Origin of the sequence: Thiorhodovibrio frisius (assembly GCF_033954835.1) — a bacterium.
In the GTDB taxonomy this organism is placed as follows: Bacteria; Pseudomonadota; Gammaproteobacteria; order Chromatiales; family Chromatiaceae; genus Thiorhodovibrio; species Thiorhodovibrio frisius.
In genome coordinates this window covers 729,474-754,757 of the sequence record NZ_CP121471.1, presented here as the reverse complement: position 1 = coordinate 754,757, position 25,284 = coordinate 729,474, and the positions used below count along the sequence as shown (strand labels likewise).

Genomic DNA, 25,284 nt, shown 5'->3' with positions numbered 1-25,284 from the left:
AGCCGGCATATTTGTTCGCGGACAACAACCTTATTGGCAAGCGGCCTCAAGTGTTGTCCCGGCCGCAGGCGCCCGCGCATCCAGAAGCCGACCATGACGCTTCAACTCTCTGCGCAGGCGTTCGCGGTCGATCATCACCGCCATGGTCCAGCCGCCATCCGCCCTGGCTTCTTCAGCGAGAATTTGCCCGTGGCGATAGAGCCAGGCGCGCAGGGCGCCTTCTGAAGGATTAAGCTCGAGCTGACAGTTTTCAACCTGGCCGCGAAAACGCTCGGCCAGTGCGTCAATGAGAAGCTCCACGCCATCACCCGTGCGCGCAGACAGCCACACCGTCGTCACCTGCCCCGCCGCGTCGCGATCCACTCGCGGCCCCTGGTCCGCGAGCTGGTCGATTTTGTTCATCACCCGCAGGCGCGCAATGCCCTCGGTGCCGATCTCCATCAGCACCTGTTCGACATCCCGCTCGCAACGCTCACGCTCATTGCCAGCGGCGTCGATGACATGCAGCAGCAATGCCGCCGAGCGCGTTTCCTGCAAGGTCGCGCGGAAGGCCGCGACCAGCTCGTGCGGCAACTGGCTAATGAATCCGACCGTATCCGCCACCACCACGGCCGGTGCATTAGGCAGCTCCAGGCGACGCAGCGTTGGGTCCAGAGTCGCGAACAGCTGATCGGCCTGAAACACCCCGGCCGCAGTCAGGCGATTGAACAGGGTGGACTTGCCGGCATTGGTGTAGCCCACCAGAGACACTGTGGCGATCTCGGCGCGATCCCGCGCCTGGCGCCCCTGGGCGCGCTGGGTCTCAATGCGCTCGAGGCGCTTGTTCAAGGCAACAATGCGCTGGCCGAGCAGGCGCCGGTCGGTCTCGAGCTGGGTTTCACCCGGCCCGCGCAGGCCGATACCACCCTTCTGGCGCTCGAGATGGGTCCAGCCGCGCACCAGGCGAGTCGACAGATGCCGCAGTTGCGCCAGTTCCACCTGGAGTTTGCCCTCGAACGAGCGCGCGCGCCGAGCGAAAATATCCAAAATCAACCCGTTGCGATCCACCACACGGCAGGATAATCGGCGCTCCAGGTTACGTTCCTGCGCCGGACTCAGGGCATGATCAAAAATCACAAGCTCCGCGTCAGTCGCGGCCACCTGCTCGGCCAGCTCAGCCGCCTTGCCCTGTCCAACGAAAAAGCGCGGGTCGGGGGCATCACGCGTGCCAGTGACCAAGCCCACCTCAAGCGCCCCGGCCGCCTCGACAAGGAGGCGGAATTCGGTCGTCTCCTCGGCGTCGAGCTTTCTGCCGATGGCAAGCTGCACCAAAAGCGCGCGCTCGCCCGCGTCCGGTCGCTCAAACATCGCGACCACATCGCAGCTGTTGCCTCATTCCGCTTCGGACTCGTCCGGCTCGGCGTCATCATCTGGATAGGACCATTTGACGTTGCGCGAGGGCACCACGGTGGAAATTGCGTGTTTGTAGATCATCTGGCTGACGTTATTTTTGAGCAAGACCACGAACTGATCGAAGGATTCGATCTGCCCCTGGAGCTTGATGCCATTGACCAGAAAAATCGAAACCGCCACGCGCTCTTTGCGCAGTGCGTTCAAAAATGGGTCCTGAAGACTGTGCCCCTTCGACATACTGAAATACTCTATTGTTGTTTGGGTCCGCTTTCGTCAGCAATGTCCGCTGCACCTATGAAAAACGGATTTCGCTGATACGTTATCACAGAGCCACCGGTGCCTGATCAACTCCATGGCTTGCGATCTCTGGCTTGAGTCTTGAAAAACGCCGGCTTTTCATTCTTCGGGATGGCTGGGACCATAGGTGCTCAGCAAAATATGCGCCATACTAAGATCATGCTTCGGTCTTCTATCCGCCGACTAGCCTAAAAAGTTCGCTCGCATCAACTCGCGCCAATGCCAGCGCAGGCCAGCCTTTCCAGTGCCTGATCGAGCAAAGGCGCACCCTCGGGCAACCACAGGCAGTCGCTTTCCGAGCGCAGCCAGGTCAGCTGTCGCTTGGCAAGTTGCCGCGTTGCCGTGATGGCGAGTTCGCGCATGCGCGCGAAATCATAGTCGCCATCAAGATAGTGCCACATTTGCCGATAGCCAACGGCACGCATTGACGGCAAAGTGGGATGCAAGTCACCACGCACGCGCAAAGACTCCACCTCGGCCTCAAACCCCGCTGCCAGCATGGCGTCGAAACGCGCGGCAATGCGCTCACGCAAGGCATGGCGTTCGCGCTCGCCTGATCCGGCCTGAAGTGGTCCGGCCTGAAATGATCGGGCCTGCCCCACTGCCAGCCCGGGCGCTTGAGCAAGTTTCACAACCCGATAAGGCAACTCTTGAGCAGCAGCTTCCGCCCAATGGTCTCCCAGCGCGCGCCCGGTGGTGAGATAGACCTCGAGCGCGCGCTGAATGCGCTGCGGATCATTGGGGTGAATGCGCGCCGCACTGGCCGCATCCAGCACCGCCAGCCAGCGATGCATCGGCGCCGAGCCCAGGCGCTCGAACTGACGCAACAGATCGCGGCGCAAATCAGGATGCGCCGGCGGCAGGGGCGCCAGCCCGCGCTCCAGCGCACGAAAATAGAGCATAGTGCCGCCAACCAGCAGCGGTATCCGACCCGCGCCGGTGATCTCATCCATGGCCTGCAATGCGTCGACCCGAAACTGCGCGGCTGAATAAGCTTCGTTGGGATCGCGGATATCAATCAGTCGGTGTGGCACCCGGGCGCGAATGTCCAGCGACGGCTTGGCCGTGCCAATGTCCATGCCCCGATACACCAGCGCTGAGTCGACGCTGATGATCTCGCACGGTAGGCGCTCGACCAAATCAATCGCCAAGGCCGTCTTGCCCGAGGCCGTAGGGCCCATCAGGAAGATCCCCGGTGGCAGGGAGTACCGATCCGCAGGACGCTTCCCAAGGCTCATGGTTGGGCCCGCCCCTGACAATGAATCCGTAAGATCACGGCAAGTTCACCGCCGCTGCCGCTTGCATTTTTCATCGCCCGCGCAGGAACAGCCGATCAAGCTCCTGCTGGGAGAGCTTCACCCAGGTCGGGCGCCCGTGATTGCATTGATCTGCCCGCTCGGTCGCTTCCATGGAGCGCAACAGGGCATTCATCTCCGGTAGCGTCAGCCGACGATTGGCGCGCACCGAGCCATGACAGGCCATGGTCGCGAGCAAGGCATTGGCCTGCTGCTGCAAACGCGCGCTCTGGCCGTGCTCGGCGAGATCGGACAGGACATCTCGCAGCAGCTGCTCCGCATCCGCCCCTTGCAGCATGGCCGGAATCTCCCGCACCGCGATCTGCTCCTCCCCCAGGCGGCTGACCCTGAGGCCCAGCGCCTGCAAGTCGGCATCATGCGCCTCGAGCAGATCCACCTCGGCGCGACTCAGCCGCACGCTGACCGGCACCAGCAAGGGCTGGCGGCGCACCTGAGCGTCTGCCTGCCAGGCGCTTTTCAGACGCTCGTAGCACACCCGCTCATGCGCGGCGTGCATATCCACAATCACCAGGCCGTCCAGCGCCTGCGCCAGCACATAGACCCCATTGAGCTGGCCAAGGGCAAAACCCAGCGGCGGCACTTCCCCGACGGCGTTCCGCGCCTGGTCCAGGGTCGTCTCATCATCGCCGGCAGCCTTCTCAGCCAGGGCCTGCTCGGCCGCAGACCAGGGCTGCTGCCAGGCGAAATTGGCCGCGTAAGCTCCGGAGGATTCCCGCAGCGGCAATGATGCCTGCGCGCCTGCCGCCGGAGAGCGCCCTGTCGGTGGCGGTAACGGCGACGACTGAGCAACCGGCTGCGCGTCAGATGGTTGCGATGCCGCCGGGCCGACCCCGTCCGCCGGCATGCCCTCAGCCATGGTGCCACCCGCGAGCCGGCGATGCAGGGCACGAAAAATAAAATCATGCACCTGGCGCGCCTCGCGAAAGCGCACCTCCTGCTTGGCCGGATGGACATTGACATCGACCTGGCGCGGGTCGAGCTCAAAAAACAGCACATAGGCTGGATGGCGACTGTGATGCAGCACATCCTGATAGGCTTGGCGCACCGCATGGGTCACCAGCTTGTCGCGCACCATGCGGCCATTGACGAAAAAAAACTGCCGATCCGCCTGCGAGCGACTGAAAGCCGGCTGCGCGACCCAGCCGAAGAGTCGCAGTCCGATCGCCTGATCGTCGAGCACCAGAGAGGCCGCAAGGAATTCGCCACCCAGGGTTTGCTCAAGCCGCTGCGGCAGGTTTGCTTCCCCGCCGCCGGCGGCACGCAGATCTAGCACTGAGCGCCCGTTGTGCTCCAGCCGGAAGCCGACCGCAGCATGCGCCAGCGCCACACGCCTAATGAGCTGCTCGATATGGCCAAGCTCGGTTTTTTCGGTGCGCAGAAACTTGCGCCGCGCCGGGGTATTGAAAAACAGATCCTGCACCTCGACGCTGGTGCCCGGAGCATGGGCCGCCGGCTCCGCCGCAGGGGTCTGGTCGCTGCCATCGGCCGTGATGGCAAATCCATGCTCGCCCTCGGCACGGCGGGAGACAATGCGCAACCGCGCCACCGAGGCCATGCTGGGCAACGCCTCGCCGCGAAAACCCAAGGTCGCAACGGATTCCAGATCGGCCAGCGAGGCGATCTTGCTGGTGGCATGGCGCGAGACTGCCAGCGGCAGTTCTTCGGCCGTCATGCCGCAGCCGTCATCGCGCACCAGAATGCGCTTGGCGCCGCCGCGTTCCAGGCGCACCTCAATCTGGCGCGCGCCGGCATCCAGGCTGTTCTCCACCAACTCCTTAACGATAGACGCCGGACGCTCAATCACCTCGCCGGCGGCGATCTGGTTAATCAGCTGGGGTGGTAGCGGCCTGATGCGTGTCATCCATTGAATAGAAACAGAAAGGCCGGCGACAGGCAACCCAGGGACTCAACCACCGACCTTGCGGTCTTGCTCCATCTCCGACCCTCGGGTCATGAAGGGCTCAAGCAAGCTTCCCGGATCAACGACGGGATCGCTCTTGACCAGCGCCCGCTGCAAATCCGCCAGTGCTTCGGCGGCCTGGGTTTCACCGGCGAGTCGCGCGGCTGTTTTGAGTCGCTGCGCCAAGGCGATGGCATCGGCCTGTTGCTCGCGCGCAACATAATCGGCAATGACTGGCACTGCCCGGGTCAGTTGACTGTGGAAGTCAGCCTCGGTGCCGGCCCAGGCAGGCGCTTGGTCATTTCTCCGATCATCTGGTCCCTTGGCGTCGTGATGACGCAACAAGGGCAACAGGGTTTTCAGCAACTCGTTTTCGTCGAGCGGCTTGCTCAGTAAGCCGCTCATTCCCGCCCCGCGACAAAGGTGCTCGCCCTCAATCATTCCATGGGCGGTCAGCGCGATGACCGGCAGACGCGCCAGGCGCGGGTCGGCGCGCAGGCGCTCTGTCACCTCAAAGCCATCGAGTCCGGGCATGCGGATGTCGATCAGCACGGCGTCGAACCTCTCCCGACCAAGACAGGCGAGCGCTTCGAATCCGTCGGCGGCAGCGGTCACCTCGAATCCCAAGCCCTCAAGGACATCGACCGCGATTTCGCGGTTGACGGCATGATCGTCAGCCACCAGAACCCGGGTACCAGGTGGAATCTGCCCGACAGGCGCGCGCAGCTGGGATACTTCACGATCTTGGGGCAGCGCTTGGTCCAATGCGCAGAGCAGCACCCCACGCAATGCAGCATTCGAAATAGCACTGGTGACCAGGCCGTCAAAAAGTCCATCGCCAGTCTGCGCTTGGTCACTCTGCATCGCGCCAAGCGTTCCGATCAGCACGACCGCCGGTTTGGGGTCGATCTCCGGTTGTTGGCGCATTTGCCGCGCGGCGACAGCGGCAGCTTGGGCATCGGCCAGGCGCGCGTCGATCAGCACCAGCGCAAAAGCACGCTCTTTTCGGCAGGCGTCGCCGAGCATGGCCAGGGCTTCGCTGCTTGAGGTCGCCAGCGCCACTGCCAGACCGAAGCGGTTGAGTGACTGGCCAAAGAGTGCTTGCGTCAATTCGCGATCACTGACGATCAGGGCGCGTGTGACCGGCTCAGGCCAGTTCGGTCCGCTCAGTTGTTCCTCTTCCTGCGACAAACCAAACTCGGCGGCAAACCGAAAAATGCTGCCCCCTTGGGGCTGACTCTCGACCTCGATGTCCCCGCCCATGAGTTGCACCAGATGGCGCGAAATCGCAAGCCCCAGACCTGTCCCACCCTGAGTGCGGCTTGCAGATGCGTCGAGCTGCGAAAAGGGCTGAAACAGGCGCTGCAGGTCTTCAGAAGCGATGCCGATGCCCGTATCCTCAAGCGCAAATTTCAGTCTGACGCTGCGCCTGTCGCGCTGATCAGGCTGACCAACCGCCTCACTGCGGCCTGGCGCGCGCGCAGCCTGCTCGATGCACAGCAACACCGAGCCGCTCGGCGTGAATTTGATCGCATTGCTGGTCAGGTTCAGGAGCACTTGACCCAGGCGCACAGGATCGCCGCGCAGATGCCGCGGCACGCCAGGGCCGATAGCAAAAGCGATGTCTAGCAACGGCTCCCGATTTCTGATCGCGGCGAAGCTAGCAATCTGCTCGAGCACCTCGTCGAGCATGAAGTCCCGTTCTTCGAGTCTGACCCGTCCGGCTTCCATCTTGGAGACCGCCAGAATGTCATCGAGAATCCTGAGCAGGGACTGGGCTGCCGCGCGAATTTTGTTGGCCCGATCACGCTGCGCCGGCGGAATATCGGCTTGCAGGAGAAGTTTTGCCAGACCAATGATGCTCGACATCGGCGTGCGCAGCTCGTGGCTCACATTGGCGAGCAGCGCGGTCTTGGCACGATTGGCGCTTTCGGCGCGCTCTTTGGCTTCGAGCAGACTGGCTTCGAGCTCTTTCTGGGTGCTCACATCGCGCGCGACACCTTCGATGACCATGGTCCCATTAGGGGCATCGACAGCAAGGGTTTCGGTGCATTCAAGCTGCCGCAGTTGTCCCCAGGCATTGCGCACCCGCACCACGCTGCTGGCTGACAGCTGCGCGTGCCCCGCGCCTAAGGGAAACACCGCAGCCGCACTGCTGACATCGACGAGAAACCGCTCGAGCTCACTGCAGAATACCTGTGGCTCGCAACCCAGCACCTCCCGCACGGAGTCACTGGCAAAGAGCAGCCGGCCATCCGCTGATCGGGCGTAGACGAAATAGCCCTGCAGTCGGTTGAGCAACCGCTCATAGCGTGCCTGGGTCCAGGCCGTTGTTTGCTCGGCACGCTCGCGACGATCACGCTGGCGCTGCATTTGTGCCATCAATGCCAGGACGCCGGCCCAGGCAGCAACCAGCAGAACGCCGCCGAGTGCTGCCTGAATCAGCAAGTGGCGACGGAAAACGCGCAGATGCTCGCGCAAGAACTGATCCGTTGTGAAAAACCGGGCCAACCCAATTAAATGAAAGTCGCGCGGGTCGAGCAGAGGCACCTCAGCCACCAGACAATGCTGACACCGGGTGTCGCCCTGTTGAAGCAGTGCGGGATCAAGAGCATTTCCTTCGGGTGCCAGTTCGATCAAGACGCCTGAGAAAAATGGCCGACCGCTGTCTTTCTCCTTAAGGCTGAGCAGTTCGTTCACGACATCTCTGAGTGACTGCGAGCGCGCCTCGGTCAAGGCAAGGACCAGAGCGCCGGCCAGGCGGTCTGCCTGAGCCTGGGCCATCAGGTTTGCCTGATGCTGAGCCTCGTCACCAAGTCCAGGCTTTAGCGCGACATGCCAGTAACCCGCAACCAGCGCACCGAGTCCCAGCGCAAGTAGCACAAAGGCGAAGGTGATCCAGCGGGCAAAAGCATGCATGGCAATGGGTTTCAGTCAGTCTTCTTCGCAATATCCAGAAAAAAGTCTTGCAGACTAATGCTGCTGGCTCGAAGGGCGCGGCTATTCACAAAAGGCTGCACACGGGCACCCACAAATAACCCAGTCGCTACCCCTCGTTCCACATCGGCCTCAAAGGGTGAAAACAGGACTCGGGAATGGCGAGCACTGAATGTCTTCAGAGACTGCAAAGTCGCCAATGGAAGGCGCGGCTCGGTAATGAACATAGCGGCAGGCGGGCTTGCCGAAAAGGCGCGCAAAGCCGGGTCGTCGCTCAACGAGATGTGCAATCGATGCTCCAACAACCCGCCCGGCTCGGCAAGCCGCTCTCGGTAACGCTCCGCAGAGGCGCGATCATTGGCATAAAAAAGCACGATTGCGAGCCCTTGCTGTTGATCGAGCTTCTGCACCAGATTGAGGTCGGCAGCGAGCGTGGCACGAAAAATCTTAAGGCCAATTTCGACGCGCCGTTTTTCGCCCGCGCTTGCGGCCGTAGCATCCTGGACACCTGCTGCCAAGAATATTCCAAAGAGTGCCAGCGCAGCACAAAAACGAACGGATGGCGCCGCCAGACGCCCGCCTGACACCGCACCCCAAGCAGTTTTAGCTGACATTCTGATCGGCGCTAGGGGAAGGTGTAAGAAATCTGAGCCCAGAGTGCACGACTCTCGACCAAAGGGTAGTCGTATTCGTAGGTATCCAAGGGGGCGGGCGAGCGAATCGAGGCATTCAACAAATTGGTCACCCCCGCGCGCAGCGTCACCCCTTTGGTGCCGACATCAAACCAGCTTAGCGTTAGGGAAACGTCATTGTAAGCATTCAGCGGATCGGAACGGGAGTCCAGTGGATCACGCATTCGCTCCCCAACGTAGCGCCAGCGTCCTGCCAGCAGGACCTCTTTGCGGGGCCTGTAGAAAAGACTAAGGTTCCCAAGCCATTTTGCCGCGCCCGGTATCGGGCCACCAGTCTCCTCGTTTAAAGTGTCCGCATAGCTCAGATTGGCATCCAGCTTGAAGTCGCGCCAGAACCGCTGCTCCCACTCGAGTTCGACCCCCTTCAGACGCTCTTTGCCGCGATTGAAGATGCCTTCAGGAGTCGTGACGATGATGTCAAATAACTTGGAGTAGTAAAGGGTCAGGCGGGCGACAGTGTTCGGCTTGCGGAAAATGTAGCCGATCTCCGCCGTGTGAACGCGCTGCGGTCTATCCGGCGTTTCCTGCTCTGTCGGCGGCAACGGAACATAATACCGCTGAAGCAGCGTGGGCGGAAAAAACGCACCGGCAAGCTGAGCTTTAACCACGTGCCTGTCGTTGATGCGCCAGACACCGGCAATGCGAGGAGAAAAACTGTCGCTAAGATCGCTGTAATGGTCATAGCGTGCGCCTAGCGTCAGATCGAGGTTTTCAAGGATGGACCACTCATCCTGAATAGCCAGGCTGCTGACTGTACGCGCCGCATCTGGCGTAAAAGTCGCAAGTTCTCCCGAATAGCGGCGCATTTCGGGCAACTGTTCGAAGGTAAAGATATCGGCGTTGAAGGCTCGCCATGCATCGAGTCCCTCATCCCTTGCAATGCTGAACTCGACGCGCAACTTGTGGTGGTCCCAGCCCGTCCATTCGAGAAAGGTCTCGGCTTTGGTCGACATAGCCGACAACCATCTCTCGTTGTACAACCCATCTGGCAGGAGAGGGCTGTCTGGCACCGCAGGCGCACCGGGAGGCCGCAGGAGCTTGTCGAAGAAAGACTCGACCTGTTGCCAGCGGAGGATGAAAGCACCGTTCAGATTGGCCATTGGCGCAAAGTCAACGCGGCCCTGAAGCAACCATTGACTGTCATCCAAACGGTTGTTGCGACCAGACGCATCAGGCAGGACGCCGGTGCTGCCGAAGAAGGCGTTTTTGCGGCTAAACTGGTATTGCGCGAACAGCGAGGCATTGGCCACATCAAGTTTAAGCTGCCCGAATCGATATTGCTCGCCACTATCGACTGGCCCCGGAGCATTGGAGACTGAAGCCAGCCCGATGGTATGGAGCAGGTCTCTCTCAACCCACAGATCAGCCCCGCGACTATCCCAGCCTGCCAGGTTCACTCGCAGCGAAAGGTCTCGCTCGGGGTCGTCAAAGCGGTAGATGGCACCGACTTCCGTGGTGCCATTGTCACCGTAGCGCAGGTGTGCGTAGGGTTGCGAGTAGGTAACGATGTTGATGAGGCCCGCGAAAGCCGATTCCCCGTAGAGCGCGGAGCCAGGGCCGCGAATCACCTCGATACGCTCGACTTGCGCAATCGGTAACTCGAAGTACGTCGAGTTTCCCGCGAGGCTGTTATTCAGCGGCACGGAATCAATCAGAACCTTGACTTCATTATTCCCATTATCAAGGCCTCGAAAAGATGCAGTGAAGCGACCTTCTTGCCGACGGTCGATGACCACGCCGGGCACCAGCGTCAAAGCTTCCGCCACAGTCCGCACACCCAGAGCCATCATCTCATCGCGCCTTAGAATGGTCAGGATGCCGGGCACATAGTCCGCATTCATGCGGTTCTTGGTGGCAATCTCCGTCGCGTCAGCGATCACGTCAAGAACCTTGGATTCGAGCGACCGGCTCTCCAACCCCTGCTCTGATGGATCGAACTCCCCCGCAGCCTCGCGGCCAATGCCGCATTCCGGCATCGACAGCCCCGCGCATAGCAGGACAAGAATGCCAGTGCCGAATCGAGGTGTCCGTGTGGATAAAGCCATATCTCCGACGCGAAAAATGCCCTGACCAGATTGCTTCTTGTCACACTTGATTTAAGTGTATTTTGGCGTCTGCCGAGCGCGACCAGAGCAGTCATTATGCGGCATTCGCGCAGAGACCGCTTAGCCGATCACCCGGTTACGCCCCTGCTGCTTAGCCAGGTAGAGATTGCGGTCGGCGGCTTCGAGCAGGCTGTCGACGTCGGTTCCACAATGCTCGGCAATGCCTCCGCTGATGGTCAATTTCAGATTGGGCCGGATCGGGGGCAGGCTTTCGATGCCAACGCGGATGCGCTCGGCGAGCTCTGCAGCGGTAGCGCGGGTCGCGAAGGGCAGAATGACGAGGAATTCTTCACCGCCATAACGCCCGCAGGTATCAGCGGCGCGAATGCAATCGCGCATGACCTCGGCGGTCTGAATCAGCACCGCATCGCCAACGGCATGGCCATAGGTGTCATTAACGGCCTTGAACTCGTCCAGGTCGAACAGGATCACCGAGAGCGAATGGCCGTCATTCTCGGTGCGGGCGATCTCTTCCTCCAGCCGCTCGAACAGGAAACGCCGGTTGTAGCTTTTGGTCAGTCCATCGGTGTTAGCGGCCAGGTGCAGTCGCTGCTGCACGGCCTTGAGCTCGGAGACATCCACCAGCGACACCACTGGGTGAAGCGCGTTCGAGACATTGACCTCGGTCGCGGACAAAATGGCCCAGCGCTGTTCGCCGCCCTCTGAGTTGAGCTGAATCTCGCGCCGTTGGGGTCCAGACAGGTCCATCCCCAGTGCCCTGATTCTTAGCCAGGCCATGCTATCGAGCCGCCCGGTCGCATTGGGGACAAGCCCCAGGTAACGCTGCGCCGCCTTGTTGGCCAGGGCGATACGCCGCTGGTCCTGCTCCAGCAGCAGGATCGGGAAGGGGGCGACGTCGAGCAAATTGCGCACATTCGATTCGCTTTCGCGCAGACGCAGCAGCAACCGCACAGTTCCGAGCCAGGCCACAACAATCAGGGCCAGAATGCTGCCGCCGGCCCAGATCAGTCTGATCCGCACATCACCGATCAGGCGGTTCAACGAAGCTGTATTGCAGTAAAAGGTGGCGATACCGATGAGTTGTTGATTGCGCGGATGATAGAGGGGCGCATCGACCTTCAGGCAGTCGGGACACTGCGCCTGTCCGCGCGCAAGACGCTGGCGCTCAGGCGGGACTGCAGCGCTATCGGGGTCCAGTTCCAGCTCGATGCGCAGCGTCAGCTTGGAGTCATCCTGAGGCTCCTTGAGCAACAGCATCCCATTGATGCGGGTGTCGAGTTCGTCGAGCAATCGCGACTGCGCCAAGTCGAGCCCGAACAGCACTTCCAAACTGCGCGCCTGCGCCTGGGCCAGCGCGCGCACGCGGCTTTCGGCATCGGCGCGCAGATTGGGCTCCAGCACCAGCAGCCAGTAGCCGGTCATCAAGGCCATCAGCAGCACGCCAAGGCTGGCGAACAAAATCGCTAGATTGCGCTCGAATGCCAGCGAGCGATGCAGGGAACCCATAAAGCCGCGCTTACTCCTCATGATGGGCAACCCGCAGGAAAAACGCCTTGAACCGCAGACCGGCGCGTTCGGCCTGCGCGAGATTGACCGCTGGCAGAATGCGGTCGGTAACATAGACGCCAGCCACCGCGCCTCGAGCCACATCGCCGGTAAAAGGGGAAAAGACCAGAACGCCGCGCCCTTCAGACAGACGCTGCAACTGTGCCGAGGCCATCCCGACGCTCGCCACGAACACCGCGGCCAGCGATGCGTCCGCTTCCGCAAGCAAGTCAGCAATGGGTACGGGTCTGACCTTAAGCCGCAGCCCCTGCACCTCCCCAACCTCCTCAATGGAGCTCACCACCTCACGCACGCTGGCATCTAGCGTCTGGTAGCCAACCGCAATATGCAACTGGCCATCGCGGCTGTGGTCCCGCTTCAGGTCCTCTACAGCGCCGAGCACGGCGGGAAAGAGCTTGAGCCCGACCCGCAGGCGCTGCTCTTCCTCCGGCCACAGGCCGCCCGCCAACGCCGCTGCCTGGGCTAGCGCGACACCCACCAGCACCAGACACAAAAAGGCAACAGGCAGACGCCGCCGCGCGGAGATGCGCGGACTGCCAGGACTGGAGCCTGACTCGGGCGGGATCACGCGATCAGAACGCGTACCCAAGCTCGAGCCACCAGCGCCGGTCGGGACGGGGGTAATCGTCAGCGTAGATCCAGTCGACACCGCCAGCGCTCGCCTCCTGATCGGGGTAGCGCACATTGGCATTGGCGAGATTCTTGACCCCGAGACGTGCGAAGGGACCCGAGCCGGGTTTGGCATAACTGAGCGTCAGGTCCAGCGTGGTATAGGCCTCGAGCGGGTCGCGGTCATCGTCCTCGCGGCGCTCAGTTTCGCCAACATAGGCCAGCTGCGCGGCCAGAGTCCAGGCCGGCGCCGGGCGCCAGATCAGCGCCAGATTCGCCAGCAGGTTGGTGCCGCCGGGCAGCGAGCGGCCGCTGCTTTCATCTCGGGTTTGGACATAGGACAGGTTGCCATCGAGCTTAAGATCGCGGCGCAGGCGCTGCTGATACTCAAACTCCACACCTTGCAGTCGGGCATCAGCGACATTGGCATAGGCACTCTCGGGGCTGTAGAAGACGATCGGGTCGGTCAACTCGGAGTGAAACACAATCACCCGCCCTTCCCAGGTCGGCTTTTTCAGGATGTAGCCCAGTTCGTAGGTCGCAATCTCGCCAAAGCCGATGTCATCGGTGGCGGAGTATTCCTGCTCGTAGAAGGTCGGCGGGCGAAAGGCGCGCGCATACTGCGCCTTGATGATGTTCTCGGCATCGATGCGCCAAACTGCCGCCAGCCGCGGGCTGAGATGCGAGCCGACATCGCTGTAGTCATCAAAACGCAGCGCGCCGGTCAGGGTCAGCCGCTCGTTGAGGCGGAATTCATCCTGCACGATCGCGCTCAGGATGCGCCGGTTGCGCTGGTCATCCAGCCAGGGGAAGTCGATTTCAAACGCCGCTGGCCAGTCCCAGGTGGCCTCGTCCACCTCCACATGACTGGCTTCCAGACCAAAGAGGACCTGATGGCGATCATTCGGGTTCCAGTGCGTATCAGCGGCGATTAAATAGCGGGTTTCCTGATAATCCTGGCTCATGACTACCGACTCGTCGTCGAAGAAATAGCCGGTGGGAAACACAAACAGATCATCGCGGTCGCGCTCGTAGCGAAGTACCTCGAACCGTAGCCGGCTGCGCCAGCGCGCATTGAAGGTCAGATCGGTGCCAAGCTGCAAGGATTGGTAACGCTGTCGCGAGGCCAGCCGGTCATCATCCGGCGGCAAAAAGTGATTGATGCCGAAATAGTCGCCGTAGTCGTCATCGAGCAGCTTGATTGAGCCAAAGAAAGCGCCCCAGCGGATGTCGGCAAAGAGTCCGCGATAGCGATGCGACTCATTCGAGAGGCCCGGGGCATTGGAGATCTCGGGCATGCCGAGGTTGAAGGCCGCATCGGTGGCGACATCAACCCCGCCGTCGCCATCCAACCCGTAAGCATTGACCGACAACGCCAGATCGCGTTCGGGGTCGGCCCAGTGCCACATCAGGCCGCCACCGTAATCGCCGTCCTCCATCGCCGAGGCCGAGACTTCGCGGTCGCCCGTGCGCGTGATGACATCGATCACGCCAGCAAAGGCATACTCCCCATGCACCGAGGCGCCGGGGCCGCGAATCACCTCGATGCGCTCGACCTGCTCGATGGGAATGTTGAGCACCGGGTTGGCGGTGGCATAGAGGGTGGCGTTCATCGACACGCCATCGAGCAGGATCTTGAGATTGCCCGAGGCGTAGCCGTAGCCGATGCCGCGGCTCAGAATCTGGCGCTCGCCGGTCATCTCGATGGCCTGGCTGATGCCAGGCACCAGCGCCAGTGCCTCGCTGACCGAGCGCACGCCGCGCGCGCGCAGATCATCGCCGGTTAAAATCGTCGCCATGCCTGGCACATAATCGGCATTCATGCCGCTTTTGGTAGCAAGCTGCGTCTGCTGGTCGATGATGGAGAGCAGGTCATTGAGCGATTCGGTGTCCGCGACTTCCCCAGCCCGTTCGCTGGCGAAACCCGCCGCGCTGAGCAGAGATGTCAGCAAGACAGTTGCCGTCAGGGACTGGCGCGTCCAGGCGCCAAGAGACGAAAATTGCGCGCAGCTGATCAAGACGCCTCCAAAATAAGGTTGAGCTGCAGACATTGCCATTGGTCTCGGCTTAAGCCGCAGCCGCTAACCGCTGGCGCACAGCCTCATAGAGACAAATCCCGGCGCTGACCGAGACATTCAGGCTCTCGACCTGACCGCGCATCGGCAGGGCCGCGAGCTGGTCGCAGTGCTCGCGCGTCAGCCTTCGCATGCCTTTACCCTCGCTGCCGAGCACCAGTGCGAGCGGGCCCTTTAAATCGAGCTCGAACAGACTGTGCGATGCCTCGCCAGCCAACCCAAGAACCCAGAACCCGCGCTCCTGGAGCTGGGTCAAGGTGCGGGACAGATTGGTCACCTGCACGAAAGGCACACTGGCCGCGGCACCGCTGGCCACCTTGACCGCCGTGGCATTCAGCCCCACGGCGCGATCGCGCGGGGCAATGACCGCGAGTGCGCCGGCACCGTCGGCACAGCGCAGGCAGGCGCCCAGATTATGCGGGTCGGTGACGCCGTCGAGCACCAGCAGCAGCGGGTCGCGCGGGCCGGCCGCAAGTAACTGGTCCAGATCGGCCTCGGTGCGAGCGGCGGGCGCATCGGTCCAGGCCAGCGCACCCTGATGATTACCGCCACGGGCGGCATCATCGAGCGCATCCCGGGCCTGCTGGCGCACGGGCACACCATCGGCGCGCGCCTGCTCGACCAGTTCATTCAGACGACGATCGCGCCGGGCGCGGTCAAGCCACAGCTCGCGCACCCCGCCCTGGCTCAGGGCCGCGCGCACGGCATTGATGCCAATCACGACCGCGGCACCTGCGCTTCTCACCAGTCCATCCGCGTTACTGACGCAGGCTTTACTCGCGCCATCCGCTTTGCCCCTGCCACCCGCCTTGGCGTTCCCATTCCCCTTGGCCATGGTGATTCGCTCTGCTCTCCCTTGCTCTGCGCTAGTCCGCTGCGACCACGGTTCAGCTAGCGGCGCGTTTACGGCTGCCGCGACGGCGGGAGCGCTTGGCGCCCTCGGACTTCTTGTCCGCGGGTGCCAGCACGAAGTCGATCTTGCGCTCATCGAGATTGACTGCCGCCACCTGCACCCGCAGCCGGTCGCCGAGCCGATAGACTTGGCCCGTGCGTGCGCCATTGAGTCGGTGGCCGATGGGGTCGAAGTGGTAGAAGTCGTTATCCAGCGCAGTAATGTGCACCAGGCCATCGACATAAACATCGTCGAGCTCGACGAACAGGCCAAAGCCCTGGACGCTTACAATGGTGCCGTCGAACTGCTCGCCGAGCTTGTCGCGCATGTACTCGCATTTCAGCCAGTCGGCGGCATCGCGGGTGGCCTCGTCGGCGCGCCGCTCGGTGCCCGAGCAGTGCTCAGCAATCTGTTGTAACTCGGGCTTGGAGTAGTCCAAATCCGCCACGCTGCCACCCGCCAGAATATGCTTGATGATGCGGTGCACAATCAGGTCCGGATAGCGGCGAATGGGCGAGGTGAAATGGGTATAGCCCTCGTACGCCAGGCCAAAGTGACCAACATTGTCCGAGCTGTACATGGCCTGCTGCATGGAGCGCAGCAGTACGGTTTGGATCAAATGAAAATCCGCCCGTTCGCGCACTAAATCCAACAAGGTGCCATAGTCCTTGGCGGTGGGTTTGTCGCCACCGGGCAGGTTCAGGCCCAATTCGGCGAGGAACTCGCGCAGGTCGGAGAGCTTCTCCGCCTTGGGCTGCTCGTGAATACGGAACAGCGCCGGCATCTTCTTGCGCTCGAACAGGCGCGCGGAGGCGACATTGGCCGCGAGCATGCATTCCTCGATAATGCGATGCGCGTCATTGCGAGTGCGCGGTTCGATGCCCTCAAGCCGGCCCTGCTCGTTGAAGACGAACTGGGTCTCGACCGTGTCGAAATCGATGGCACCGCGCTCGCCACGCGCCTCGAGCAGCGACTGAAACAGCTGATGCAGCTCATGCAGATGGGGCAGCAGCTGCGCATATTGATCGCATAGTTTGGCGTCGCCCTCGAGCATGGCGGCGACCTGCTCATAGGTCAACCGCGCCGCCGAGCGCATCACCGCCTCGAAAAAGCGCGAACGGGTCACCTTGCCATCGCGGTTCACATAGAGCTCGCAGGCCATGCACAGCCGATCAACCTGGGGATTAAGCGAACAGAGCCCGTTGGAGAGCACCTCCGGCAGCATGGGAATCACGCGATCAGGGAAATAGACCGAATTACCGCGCGCACGGCCTTCCTGGTCCAGCGCATCCCCGGGGCTCACATAGGCAGAGACATCGGCAATGCACACCAAAAGCCGCCAACCCTTGGGCTTGCGCTCGGCATAAACGGCGTCGTCAAAATCGCGCGCATCGGCGCCATCGATAGTCACCAGCGGCAAATCGCGCAGATCCAGACGCCCAGCCTTGGCCGCTTCCGGCACCTCTTCGCTTAAGCCAGAGATCTGTTGCAGCACCGCCTCGGGCCAGTCGACAGGGAGATCGTGGGCGCGAATGGCAATGTCGGTCTCCATGCCGGCGGCCATGTGATCGCCGAGCACCTCCAGCACCCGCCCGAGCGGCTGGGTGCGCTTGGTGGGCTGATCAGTGATCTCGGCCACCACGATCTGGCCCTTGGTGGCTGCTCCCGCCCGATCGCTGGGGATAATAATGTCGTGGGGGATACGCTTGTTATCCGGCACCACGAAGCCAACGCCGCTTTCGGCATAAAAGCGTCCCACCACCGACTGAGTATTGCGCTCAAGAATCTCCACCACCGCACCCTCGAGCCGCCCGCGCCGGTCGCGCCCGGTGACCCGCGCAACAATGCGATCACCATGGAAGAGCGCGCGCATTTCCTTCGGATACAGATAAAGATCATCCCCGCCCTCATCGGGCTTGAGGAAGCCAAAGCCATCGGGATGGCCAATCACCCGCCCGGCGATCAGATCCTTCTTATTGACCAGGCAGAAGGCATCGCGGCGGTTGCGCACCAGTTGCCCATCGCGCACCATCGCACCCAGACGCCGCTCGAGTGCCAGCTGCTCCTCGGGGTCGGACAGACTAAGCGCCTTGGCCACGCCCGCGGCGTCCATCGGCACCCCGCGCTCGGTCAGGGTCTCGAGAATGAACTCACGACTGGGAATGGGGTTATCGTACTTCCTCGCCTCGCGCTCGCGGTGTGGGTCAAGCACTTTGGCGGACTGGGAGTTTTTGCGTCTGGCCACGATGGAAGATAATTCCGGCTGAGAAAAACGGCTAGTCTAACGTACCCGAAGCCGCCGGGTGTGCTGACAAGCGATTTTTAATATCAAAGCGGCCAGTCAGATATCGAGTCACACTGGCGTTTTCGGTTTTGGGCCGCATCCATGTCGTTTGGGTATCAAGTCACCGGGCAACGCGCGAGTTGACAGACGCCGGCAGCCCGGCTAATCTTCCCGGCTCTGCACAAGCCGTTCTGGCTGGCACCGCTCCCCCTGCCGAGGTGGCGGAATTGGTAGACGCGCATGGTTCAGGTCCATGTGGGCGAAAGCTCGTGGAGGTTCAAGTCCTCTCCTCGGCACCATCTTCCGATCAATTCTAAAGCCGTTCTGGACCAGCCTTGATCCGGCCGTTCTGGTATGGGTACCCTCTTGCGCATCGGGCTTTTCTCTCAGGCCGCCATTGCTGCCGGCCCCGCCATTCTCCAACCGCCAACAAGCGGGCGATTCAGACTTGGCGATGCCCACCACAAGGACACCCGGCACACCAAGAATTTTTCCACTGCATGGTCCGCATCCTGCCAGCAAAAGGTCGCCTTGGATACCATCATTCTTTGGTTGACATGCAGGACCGATGGACATCAGCTTCCACAAACCCAGGCTAGCCACCAATCGCCGCATCCATGAAAGCCACCCCGTTGTTTTTGAAAAAAGACCAGGAACGCCGCCTGCTCGCTGGCCATTGCTGGGTTTACAGCAATGAGGTCGATACCGAGCGCTCGCCGCTCAAGGGGCTGGAGCCGGGTGTGCCGGTGGAGCTGTTTGCGCGCGGCGGGCGCTGGCTGGGGCATGCTTATGTCAATCCCAATTCCCTGATCTGCGCGCGTCTGATCAGCCGGGATCGCGCACAGCCGTTAAGCCCGGCGCTGTTGCTCGCGCGTCTGCATCAGGCACTGGCACTGCGCGAGCGGCTCTATGCTCAGCCCTTCTATCGGCTGGTGCATGGCGAGAGCGATGGCCTGCCGGGGCTGGTGGTGGATCGCTATGGCGAGCTGCTGGTGGTGCAATTCACTACCGCCGGAATGGAGCGCGAGCGCGGCGAGGTGCTAGCCGCGCTTGAGCAAGTCGCACGACCCAAGCGCCTGTTGCTGCGCAACGACAGCCCGGTACGCGCGCTGGAGGGGCTGGAGCAACAGGTTGAATGGGTGCTGGGGGATGACCCCGGTGAGATTCGCCTGCGCGAATCCGGGCTTGAGTTCCTGATCGATCCGGTCCATGGGCAGAAAACCGGCTGGTTTTTCGATCAGGCCGACAACCGCGCTGCTCTTCAGCGCTTCCGCCCAAATGGTCGGGTGCTGGATGTGTTCTGCTATCTCGGCGCCTGGGGCCTGACGGCGGCGGCAACCGGGGCCGAGCAGGTCAGCTTCATCGACAGCTCGAGCGAGGCCCTGGCGCGCGTGGGCGCCAGCGCTGATCGCAATGGGCTGGCCGAGCGCATCGGCGAGCTGTTGCAAGGCGATGCTTTCGATGCGCTGCGCCAACTGCGCGACGCCGGAGAACGCTTTAATTGCGTCATTCTCGACCCACCCGCTTTCATCAAGCGACGCAAAGATCAGCGCGACGGTGAGCTGGCTTATCGGCGCCTGAACCGGCTGGGCATGGAACTACTGACTCCGGATGGCTTGCTGGTCAGTTCTTCCTGCTCCCACCACCTGAGTCGCGACTCCTTCCACCGCAACTTGCAGCAAGCAGGGCGCGGTGCCGGGCGCGAGCTACAATTGCTTTACGACGGCGGGCAGGGGCCGGATCACCCCATTCATCCAGCGATTCCCGAGACGGCTTACCTCAAAACGGCTTTTCTGCGCGTGCTTTAGCGCCGAGGTCGCGGCGAATCACTTCGCCACGACACCGACACCTTGATGGCGAAGTCGTGGCGCCCAGCTTGCTCCCGAAAACAACCTTAGCTGCTTGCCCTGCTAGCGCGCTTGCGCTCGTGTTCCTTCAGGAAGCGCTTGCGGATGCGGATGGCGGCCGGCGTAATCTCGACCAGTTCATCATCCTCAATGAACTCCAGCGCCTGTTCGAGTGAGAAGCGGATCGGCGGTGTCAGCAGGATGTTCTCGTCCGAGCCAGCCGCACGGATGTTGGTGAGCTGCTTGGCTTTGAGCGGATTGACGACCAGATCGTTGTCGCGCGAGTGGATGCCGACCACTTGCCCCTCGTAGACTTCCTCGCCGGGCGCGACCAGCAGCCGGCCGCGATCTTGTAGGTTAAAGAGCGCGTAGCCAAGCACCTTGCCCTGGCTGTTGGCGATCATGGCGCCATTGCGGCGCGGCGCGATGCCACCCTGATTGGCCGCGCCATAGTGGTCAAACACATGGTGCTTTAAGCCGGTGCCCGACGTCAGCGACATGAACTCAGTCTGGAAGCCGATTAGCCCGCGCGACGGGATTTCGTAGTCCAGGCGCACCCGGCCCTTGCCATCCGGCACCATGTTCTTTAGCTCCCCCTTGCGCTCGCCAAGCGCCTGCATGATCGCGCCCTGATTGGCTTCCTCAAGGTCGACTGTGAGCTGCTCATAAGGCTCGCAGATGACTCCATCGACCTCGCGGAAAATGACCTCGGGACGCGAGACGGCCATTTCATAGCCCTCGCGGCGCATGTTCTCGAGCAGAATGGACAAATGCAGTTCGCCGCGGCCGGAGACGCGGAATTTTTCCGGATCCGTGCCCTCCTCCACCCGCAACGCAACATTGTGAATCAACTCACGCTCTAGGCGATCCTTGAGCTGGCGACTGGTCAGGTATTTGCCATCCTTGCCGGCAAAAGGTGAGGTGTTGACCTGAAAGGTCATGGTCACCGTCGGTTCATCCACGGTCAGCGGGGGCAGTGCCTCAACCGCATCGGGATGACACAGGGTGTCGGACACGTTGGGCGCATCCATTCCAGTGACGGCCACAATGTCGCCCGCGCGCGCTTCCTTCACCTCGCTGCGCTCCAGCCCCATGTAGCCATAGACCAGCCCGACTTTGGCGCGCTGGCGGTCACCATCGCGCTTGACCACAACCACCTGCTGATTGGGCTTGAGGACACCACGCTGAATCCGTCCGACGCCGATAGCACCAACAAAGGAGCTGTAGTCCAGGGTCGATATCTGCATCTGGAAGGGACCGTCCGGATCCACCGCCGGGGCCGGGCAGTGCTCGACAATGGCCTCAAACAGCGGCGTCATGTCGCCCTCGCGCACCTCTTCGCTCAGGCCGGCGTAGCCGTTGATGGCTGAGGCGTAAACAATCGGAAAATCCAGCTGTTCGTCACTCGCGCCAAGGCGATCAAAGAGATCGAAAACCTGATCGACCACCCAGCTCGGGCGCGCGCCCGGCTTATCGATCTTGTTCACCACCACAATGGGCCGCAGCCCATGCTGAAACGCCTTGGTGGTGACGAAGCGCGTCTGCGGCATGGGGCCTTCCTGCGCATCGACCAGCAGCAGCACCGAGTCCACCATGGACAGCACCCGCTCTACCTCACCGCCAAAGTCGGCGTGGCCCGGGGTATCGACAATATTGATGCGGTAGTCTTGGTCCTTCAGCGTCAGGCGCAGCGCGGTGTTCTTGGACAGGATGGTGATGCCACGCTCTTTTTCCAGGTCGTTGGAATCCATCACCCGTTCGACCGGGCCAAACCGGTCGCCGAGGGTTCCCGATTGTTGCAGAAGCTTATCAACCAAGGTCGTTTTGCCATGGTCGACATGGGCGATAATCGCAATGTTGCGCAGACGTTCGATCACTGAACCGTTACTCCGGAGGGGTCAAAAAAAGCGCGGCCAAGAAGCTGGCCGCGCCGGCGCGAGTATAGCTGGTTCCCTCGGCGGCCGCGCGACTAGCTGACCGCGGCCACAGCGGATCGCGCGTCGCGCGTCGCGCATGGCGAAGATCTCTCGAACACCTGATTGAAAGATTTTCGTAACCTCATCCTAGCTGTTGGTGAAATCCCAGACATCCACAAAGGCTGGCGCTGATGCGGCCTATACGCCATCACCACCGCTCCCAGCGCGTGAAGTCGGGGCCGTCACTCATGGCCACGCCGATCTGATGCACCATGGCTAGTTCGTCGGCAAAGCCCGCCGGGGTCTCATTGGCGCCGACATAATAGAGACGGAAGGTCCCATCTGGCAGCGCTACGACGCGCGGGGTGCCAACCGCAAAGGCATCCCAGCGGCCCGAGCCCTTGGGGGCGTGGGTAAAAATCGACCCATTGCTTTCTGGTCCCGGCTGGCGCTGCCAGTCAAGGCCGTTGTCGGAGATGGCGAGCCCGATCGACCGATAGCCGCCCTCGCCAACGCCCTCGTAGAACATCAGCCAGCGACCCTGATGCGCAAAGATGTGTCGCGTACCGATGCCGAGCGCATCGAAGCCGCCCGCTTCCCCCGGCCCTAGAATCTCGCCGCGCTTAGTCCAGGTTAGCCCGTCGTTGGATTCCGCCAGGCAGACAACAAACACCATGCGCGCAGGGTCCAGGCTGTGGTAGTACATGCGCCAGATTCCGTCAGGAAAGCGCCGCACCTGCGGCCAGCCGCACACCGCCATGTCCGGCTCACCGGGCGCACCCAAATCGAGCAAGGCCCCGCAGTAAGGCCCTTCCAACCGCAACCAGTGCAGCCCGTCACGTGAGACTGCGCAGCCAGGGCGCAGCTGTAGCCCCTTGACCTCGAACTGCCCGATGCGCGTGCGCTGCTGGTCGCCGCCGAGATACCACATCCAATAGAGCCCATTCTCGTAGGTCAGATCGCTGACCCCGACATGGGAGGAATCGAAGCGCTTGGGGTCCGGATGCGGCTCGAACACAGCACCATTGGTCAAAGGCCCCAGAACGCGCGCCCAGTGCAGTCCGTCGTCAGAAACCGCCAAACCGCAGCGCCCGGTCGGCAAATTGATCTCAGGATCGAACCCGGTGTCGCGGCCGTAATACCACATGCGCCAACGACCATCGGCCTCCCGCAGCACCACCGGCCCGGACACCCGGGCATCGTCCCAGGCACCAGCGGGGCCAGGGAGCAAGGTCAGACCGGGTGGTCGCGCGTCTTTAGTGGCCATAGGCTCATCATTCTCAAGTGTTGGTCGCACAAAACAAGCCAGGACCAGAAAACCGCCCATCAGTCACCAAGGCCAGCTCCGGGCGATTCCGATGCCTTGTCGTCATTGCGATTCGTCATCACAATCAGGCGGCCCAAAAGAAACCGCCAAACTACCGGTTGCAATTTCGTGACGAACGCATTATGATGGTTGGCTCAGTTGCGGGGTGGAGCAGTCAGGCAGCTCGTCGGGCTCATAACCCGAAGGTCGTAGGTTCAAATCCTGCCCCCGCTACCAATTCAGTCGTGCAAACAAAGGCTTAGAGGGCTATTCTCTAAGCCTTTTTTGTGCGCACATGATCAACAATCAGCGCGCAAGCATCAATAAAGTGGTGCCCGGGGCGGGACTCGAACCCGCACAGCAAAAGCCGAGGGATTTTAAGTCCCTTGCGTCTACCAATTCCGCCACCCGGGCAGGATCGGACAGGGTGGATTTTTGGAGGGAGGGGCCGCAAGAAGTGCGGCTACGACATCTGGATAGGGCACACCTGGACAGGCTAAATAACCCCGCAGATGGCGAATGATGGAGGCTGAGCCCGGAATCGAACCGAGGTACACGGCTTTGCAGGCCGCTGCATAACCACTCTGCCACTCAGCCGTAATCGGCTATTTTAACCTGACGCAGTCGGGTTGTCATCGTCAAATTGCGCCGCGCGGTGGTTCTTAGGGGATTCCAGAGCAACACTCAACCTTACCATGAAACAACAGGCTTCATCCTCCGGGGTGGCCGTGACCATGAGCGTTAGCGTCTGCCTGCATCGGGCTGCATGCTGTTGTCAATCTCGGCGAGTCGCTTGGCGGCAAGGCGGCCTTCGGCACTGTCGGGAAAGCTTCGCACCACAGCCTGAAGCATCGCGCGGGCCTGGTCGATCTCGCCTAGGTCGGCATCGAGATAACCGAGTTTGAGCATGGCGCCCGGGACCTTGGGGCTGGACGGATAGTCCTGGATCAGTTGCTCAAAGGCGGCGCGCGCCTCAGGGTAATCCTTGGCCTGATAGCTAATCTCGCCAAGCCAGTAGCGACTGTCGTCGGCGAAATCCCCGCGCGGATATTGTTCCAACAGGGTCTCGAATGCCACCCGCGCCCCCTCGTCATTGCGCGCCTTGAGATATTCGAAAGCCTGGCGATAAGCTTCGCGCTCGCCGCCATTCTGGGTTTCTGCTGCGGGCAGTGGTGGCAGCAAGGTATCCTCGGGGCTGAGTTCAAGCTGCGTGCCCGCGCCCGGACTAGCGCCCAGGCGCGAGAATTGATCTCGATCTGACGCGGTTGCAGGCAACAACCCCGCAGCACCTGGCGACATGCGCTGCACCGGTATCTCGGTGCTCTGACGGCCGGGTTCTATGCTCGGAACATCGCCGGCGCCGAGCCCTGGCGCACGCTCTTGGTGCTGAAGCAAAAATCGCTGCTTTTCGACGATTCCACGTAGATCCTGAACCTCCTGTTGAAGTTGCTGGATCTGGAGCAGCACGTCGGACAGACGCTGCTCGTTCAGCATGCGCTCCAGCTTGGCGACGCGCGCCTCAAGCATGGGGTCGGCGCTCGCTGGCACGGGAACCAGCAGCGCTGCGACCAGAAGACCGATAGCGATCAGGCCGGCAGCCATGGGGCTAAAACGCGCGCCGGTTAAGGTGCCCATCTTAGTAGACTAGCTCGACACGGCGCGACAGCGAGTAGGCGCGCTCGCTGCTGCCGATCTCGGCCGGGCGCTCCTCACCGTAGCTCAGGGTGCGAATTTTTTGCGCCGGCACGCCCTCGGCCACAAGGAAGCTGCGCACGGCTTCGGCGCGACTTTCGCCTAGTGCGAGGTTGTATTCGCGGGTGCCACGTTCATCGGTGTGTCCTTCGAGCACCACGGTTGCATTGCTGGTGCGGGCCAAATAGTCCGCATGCGCGCGCAGCAGGTTGGCATATTTCGGATCGATGGCCGTGGCATCGTATCCGAAGTAGATCACCCGCTGATACAAGGGGCTGGACGGATCATCCAGCGGCGAACCGCGGCGGTCATCGATCCCTGCGGTCCGAGCGCCGCTCATCGCATCAAGCTCAGCCCCGGTCAGACCAGCATCTGTTTGTGTCGGCGTTGACGGGCAGCCGCTTAGCAGAGGGATCAGGATCAAGCTGGCCAGCAGACCGATCAGCGGATTTTTCACGCGTTTCTCCGGATAAAGATGTTGATTGCGCATTGGCGTT

At 61.8% G+C, this 25,284-nt stretch carries 17 protein-coding genes and 4 tRNA genes; 3 read left to right on the top strand and 18 right to left on the bottom strand.

Features of this window, described 5'->3' with window-relative positions:
- Positions 1 to 30 precede the first annotated feature (30 nt).
- The 12 genes from hflX to rnr form a co-directional block, all read right to left on the bottom strand.
- Positions 31 to 1,347, bottom strand: coding sequence for a ribosome rescue GTPase HflX (gene hflX / locus Thiofri_RS03785; RefSeq protein WP_009150382.1), 1,317 nt, complete (start codon positions 1,345 to 1,347; stop codon positions 31 to 33).
- 24 nt (positions 1,348 to 1,371) lie between these two features.
- Complete coding sequence (gene hfq, locus Thiofri_RS03780) at positions 1,372 to 1,629, bottom strand: RNA chaperone Hfq (protein WP_009150381.1); 258 nt, start codon at positions 1,627 to 1,629, stop codon at positions 1,372 to 1,374.
- Positions 1,630 to 1,895: 266 nt separating this feature from the next.
- Positions 1,896 to 2,870, bottom strand: coding sequence for a tRNA (adenosine(37)-N6)-dimethylallyltransferase MiaA (miaA, locus tag Thiofri_RS03775; protein WP_040857411.1), 975 nt, complete (start codon positions 2,868 to 2,870; stop codon positions 1,896 to 1,898).
- A 127-nt stretch (positions 2,871 to 2,997) separates the two neighbouring features.
- On the bottom strand, positions 2,998 to 4,866 hold the full coding sequence (mutL, locus tag Thiofri_RS03770; protein WP_009150379.1) for a DNA mismatch repair endonuclease MutL: 1,869 nt from the start codon (positions 4,864 to 4,866) through the stop codon (positions 2,998 to 3,000).
- Between the two features lie 45 nt (positions 4,867 to 4,911).
- Positions 4,912 to 7,824: a response regulator gene (locus Thiofri_RS03765; protein WP_009150378.1), complete on the bottom strand. Its 2,913-nt coding sequence runs from the start codon at positions 7,822 to 7,824 to the stop codon at positions 4,912 to 4,914.
- Positions 7,825 to 7,835: 11 nt separating this feature from the next.
- A complete protein-coding gene (locus Thiofri_RS03760) occupies positions 7,836 to 8,429 on the bottom strand; it encodes a hypothetical protein (RefSeq protein WP_143741987.1) in 594 nt (197 codons plus the stop codon).
- A gap of 38 nt (positions 8,430 to 8,467) precedes the next feature.
- A complete protein-coding gene (locus Thiofri_RS03755) occupies positions 8,468 to 10,579 on the bottom strand; it encodes a TonB-dependent receptor plug domain-containing protein (RefSeq protein ID WP_083848541.1) in 2,112 nt (703 codons plus the stop codon).
- Positions 10,580 to 10,699: 120 nt separating this feature from the next.
- Positions 10,700 to 12,127, bottom strand: coding sequence for a GGDEF domain-containing protein (locus Thiofri_RS03750; RefSeq protein WP_009150375.1), 1,428 nt, complete (start codon positions 12,125 to 12,127; stop codon positions 10,700 to 10,702).
- Positions 12,117 to 12,755, bottom strand: a complete 639-nt coding sequence (locus Thiofri_RS03745; RefSeq protein WP_051023944.1) for a YfiR/HmsC family protein — start codon at positions 12,753 to 12,755, stop codon at positions 12,117 to 12,119. Before Thiofri_RS03745 ends, Thiofri_RS03750 begins: the two co-directional genes overlap by 11 nt.
- Entirely contained in the window at positions 12,739 to 14,826 is a 2,088-nt protein-coding gene (locus tag Thiofri_RS03740) for a TonB-dependent receptor plug domain-containing protein (protein WP_143741985.1), read from the bottom strand. Before Thiofri_RS03740 ends, Thiofri_RS03745 begins: the two co-directional genes overlap by 17 nt.
- A gap of 16 nt (positions 14,827 to 14,842) precedes the next feature.
- Positions 14,843 to 15,685 (bottom strand): 23S rRNA (guanosine(2251)-2'-O)-methyltransferase RlmB, encoded by an 843-nt coding sequence (gene rlmB / locus Thiofri_RS03735; protein ID WP_009150372.1) that lies wholly within the window; start codon positions 15,683 to 15,685, stop codon positions 14,843 to 14,845.
- Positions 15,686 to 15,737: 52 nt separating this feature from the next.
- Positions 15,738 to 17,987, bottom strand: coding sequence for a ribonuclease R (gene rnr / locus Thiofri_RS03730; RefSeq protein ID WP_009150371.1), 2,250 nt, complete (start codon positions 17,985 to 17,987; stop codon positions 15,738 to 15,740).
- Positions 17,988 to 18,238: 251 nt separating this feature from the next.
- On the opposite strand from rnr, the gene Thiofri_RS03725 reads away from it, so the two are divergent.
- Both Thiofri_RS03725 and Thiofri_RS03720 read left to right on the top strand, forming a co-directional pair.
- Positions 18,239 to 18,325, top strand: a tRNA-Leu gene (locus Thiofri_RS03725).
- Positions 18,326 to 18,643: 318 nt separating this feature from the next.
- Positions 18,644 to 19,834, top strand: coding sequence for a class I SAM-dependent rRNA methyltransferase (locus tag Thiofri_RS03720; RefSeq protein WP_009150370.1), 1,191 nt, complete (start codon positions 18,644 to 18,646; stop codon positions 19,832 to 19,834).
- A gap of 86 nt (positions 19,835 to 19,920) precedes the next feature.
- Here Thiofri_RS03720 and typA read toward each other — a convergent pair whose 3' ends face one another.
- On the bottom strand, positions 19,921 to 21,750 hold the full coding sequence (gene typA, locus Thiofri_RS03715; RefSeq protein ID WP_009150369.1) for a translational GTPase TypA: 1,830 nt from the start codon (positions 21,748 to 21,750) through the stop codon (positions 19,921 to 19,923).
- Between the two features lie 247 nt (positions 21,751 to 21,997).
- The gene (locus Thiofri_RS03710; protein WP_009150368.1) at positions 21,998 to 23,056 is read right to left on the bottom strand and encodes a glycoside hydrolase family protein; all 1,059 of its coding nucleotides are present in this window, start codon (positions 23,054 to 23,056) and stop codon (positions 21,998 to 22,000) included.
- A gap of 199 nt (positions 23,057 to 23,255) precedes the next feature.
- On the opposite strand from Thiofri_RS03710, the gene Thiofri_RS03705 reads away from it, so the two are divergent.
- Positions 23,256 to 23,332: transfer RNA gene (locus Thiofri_RS03705), tRNA-Met, on the top strand.
- A 92-nt stretch (positions 23,333 to 23,424) separates the two neighbouring features.
- Here the strand turns inward: Thiofri_RS03705 and Thiofri_RS03700 are convergent.
- The 4 genes from Thiofri_RS03700 to pal form a co-directional block, all read right to left on the bottom strand.
- Positions 23,425 to 23,509 (bottom strand) — tRNA-Leu (locus Thiofri_RS03700).
- A 109-nt stretch (positions 23,510 to 23,618) separates the two neighbouring features.
- Positions 23,619 to 23,692, bottom strand: a tRNA-Cys gene (locus tag Thiofri_RS03695).
- 144 nt (positions 23,693 to 23,836) lie between these two features.
- Complete coding sequence (gene ybgF, locus Thiofri_RS03690; protein ID WP_009150367.1) at positions 23,837 to 24,730, bottom strand: tol-pal system protein YbgF; 894 nt, start codon at positions 24,728 to 24,730, stop codon at positions 23,837 to 23,839.
- A gap of 1 nt (position 24,731) precedes the next feature.
- A complete protein-coding gene (pal, locus tag Thiofri_RS03685) occupies positions 24,732 to 25,277 on the bottom strand; it encodes a peptidoglycan-associated lipoprotein Pal (protein ID WP_009150366.1) in 546 nt (181 codons plus the stop codon).
- Positions 25,278 to 25,284: the final 7 nt, after the last annotated feature.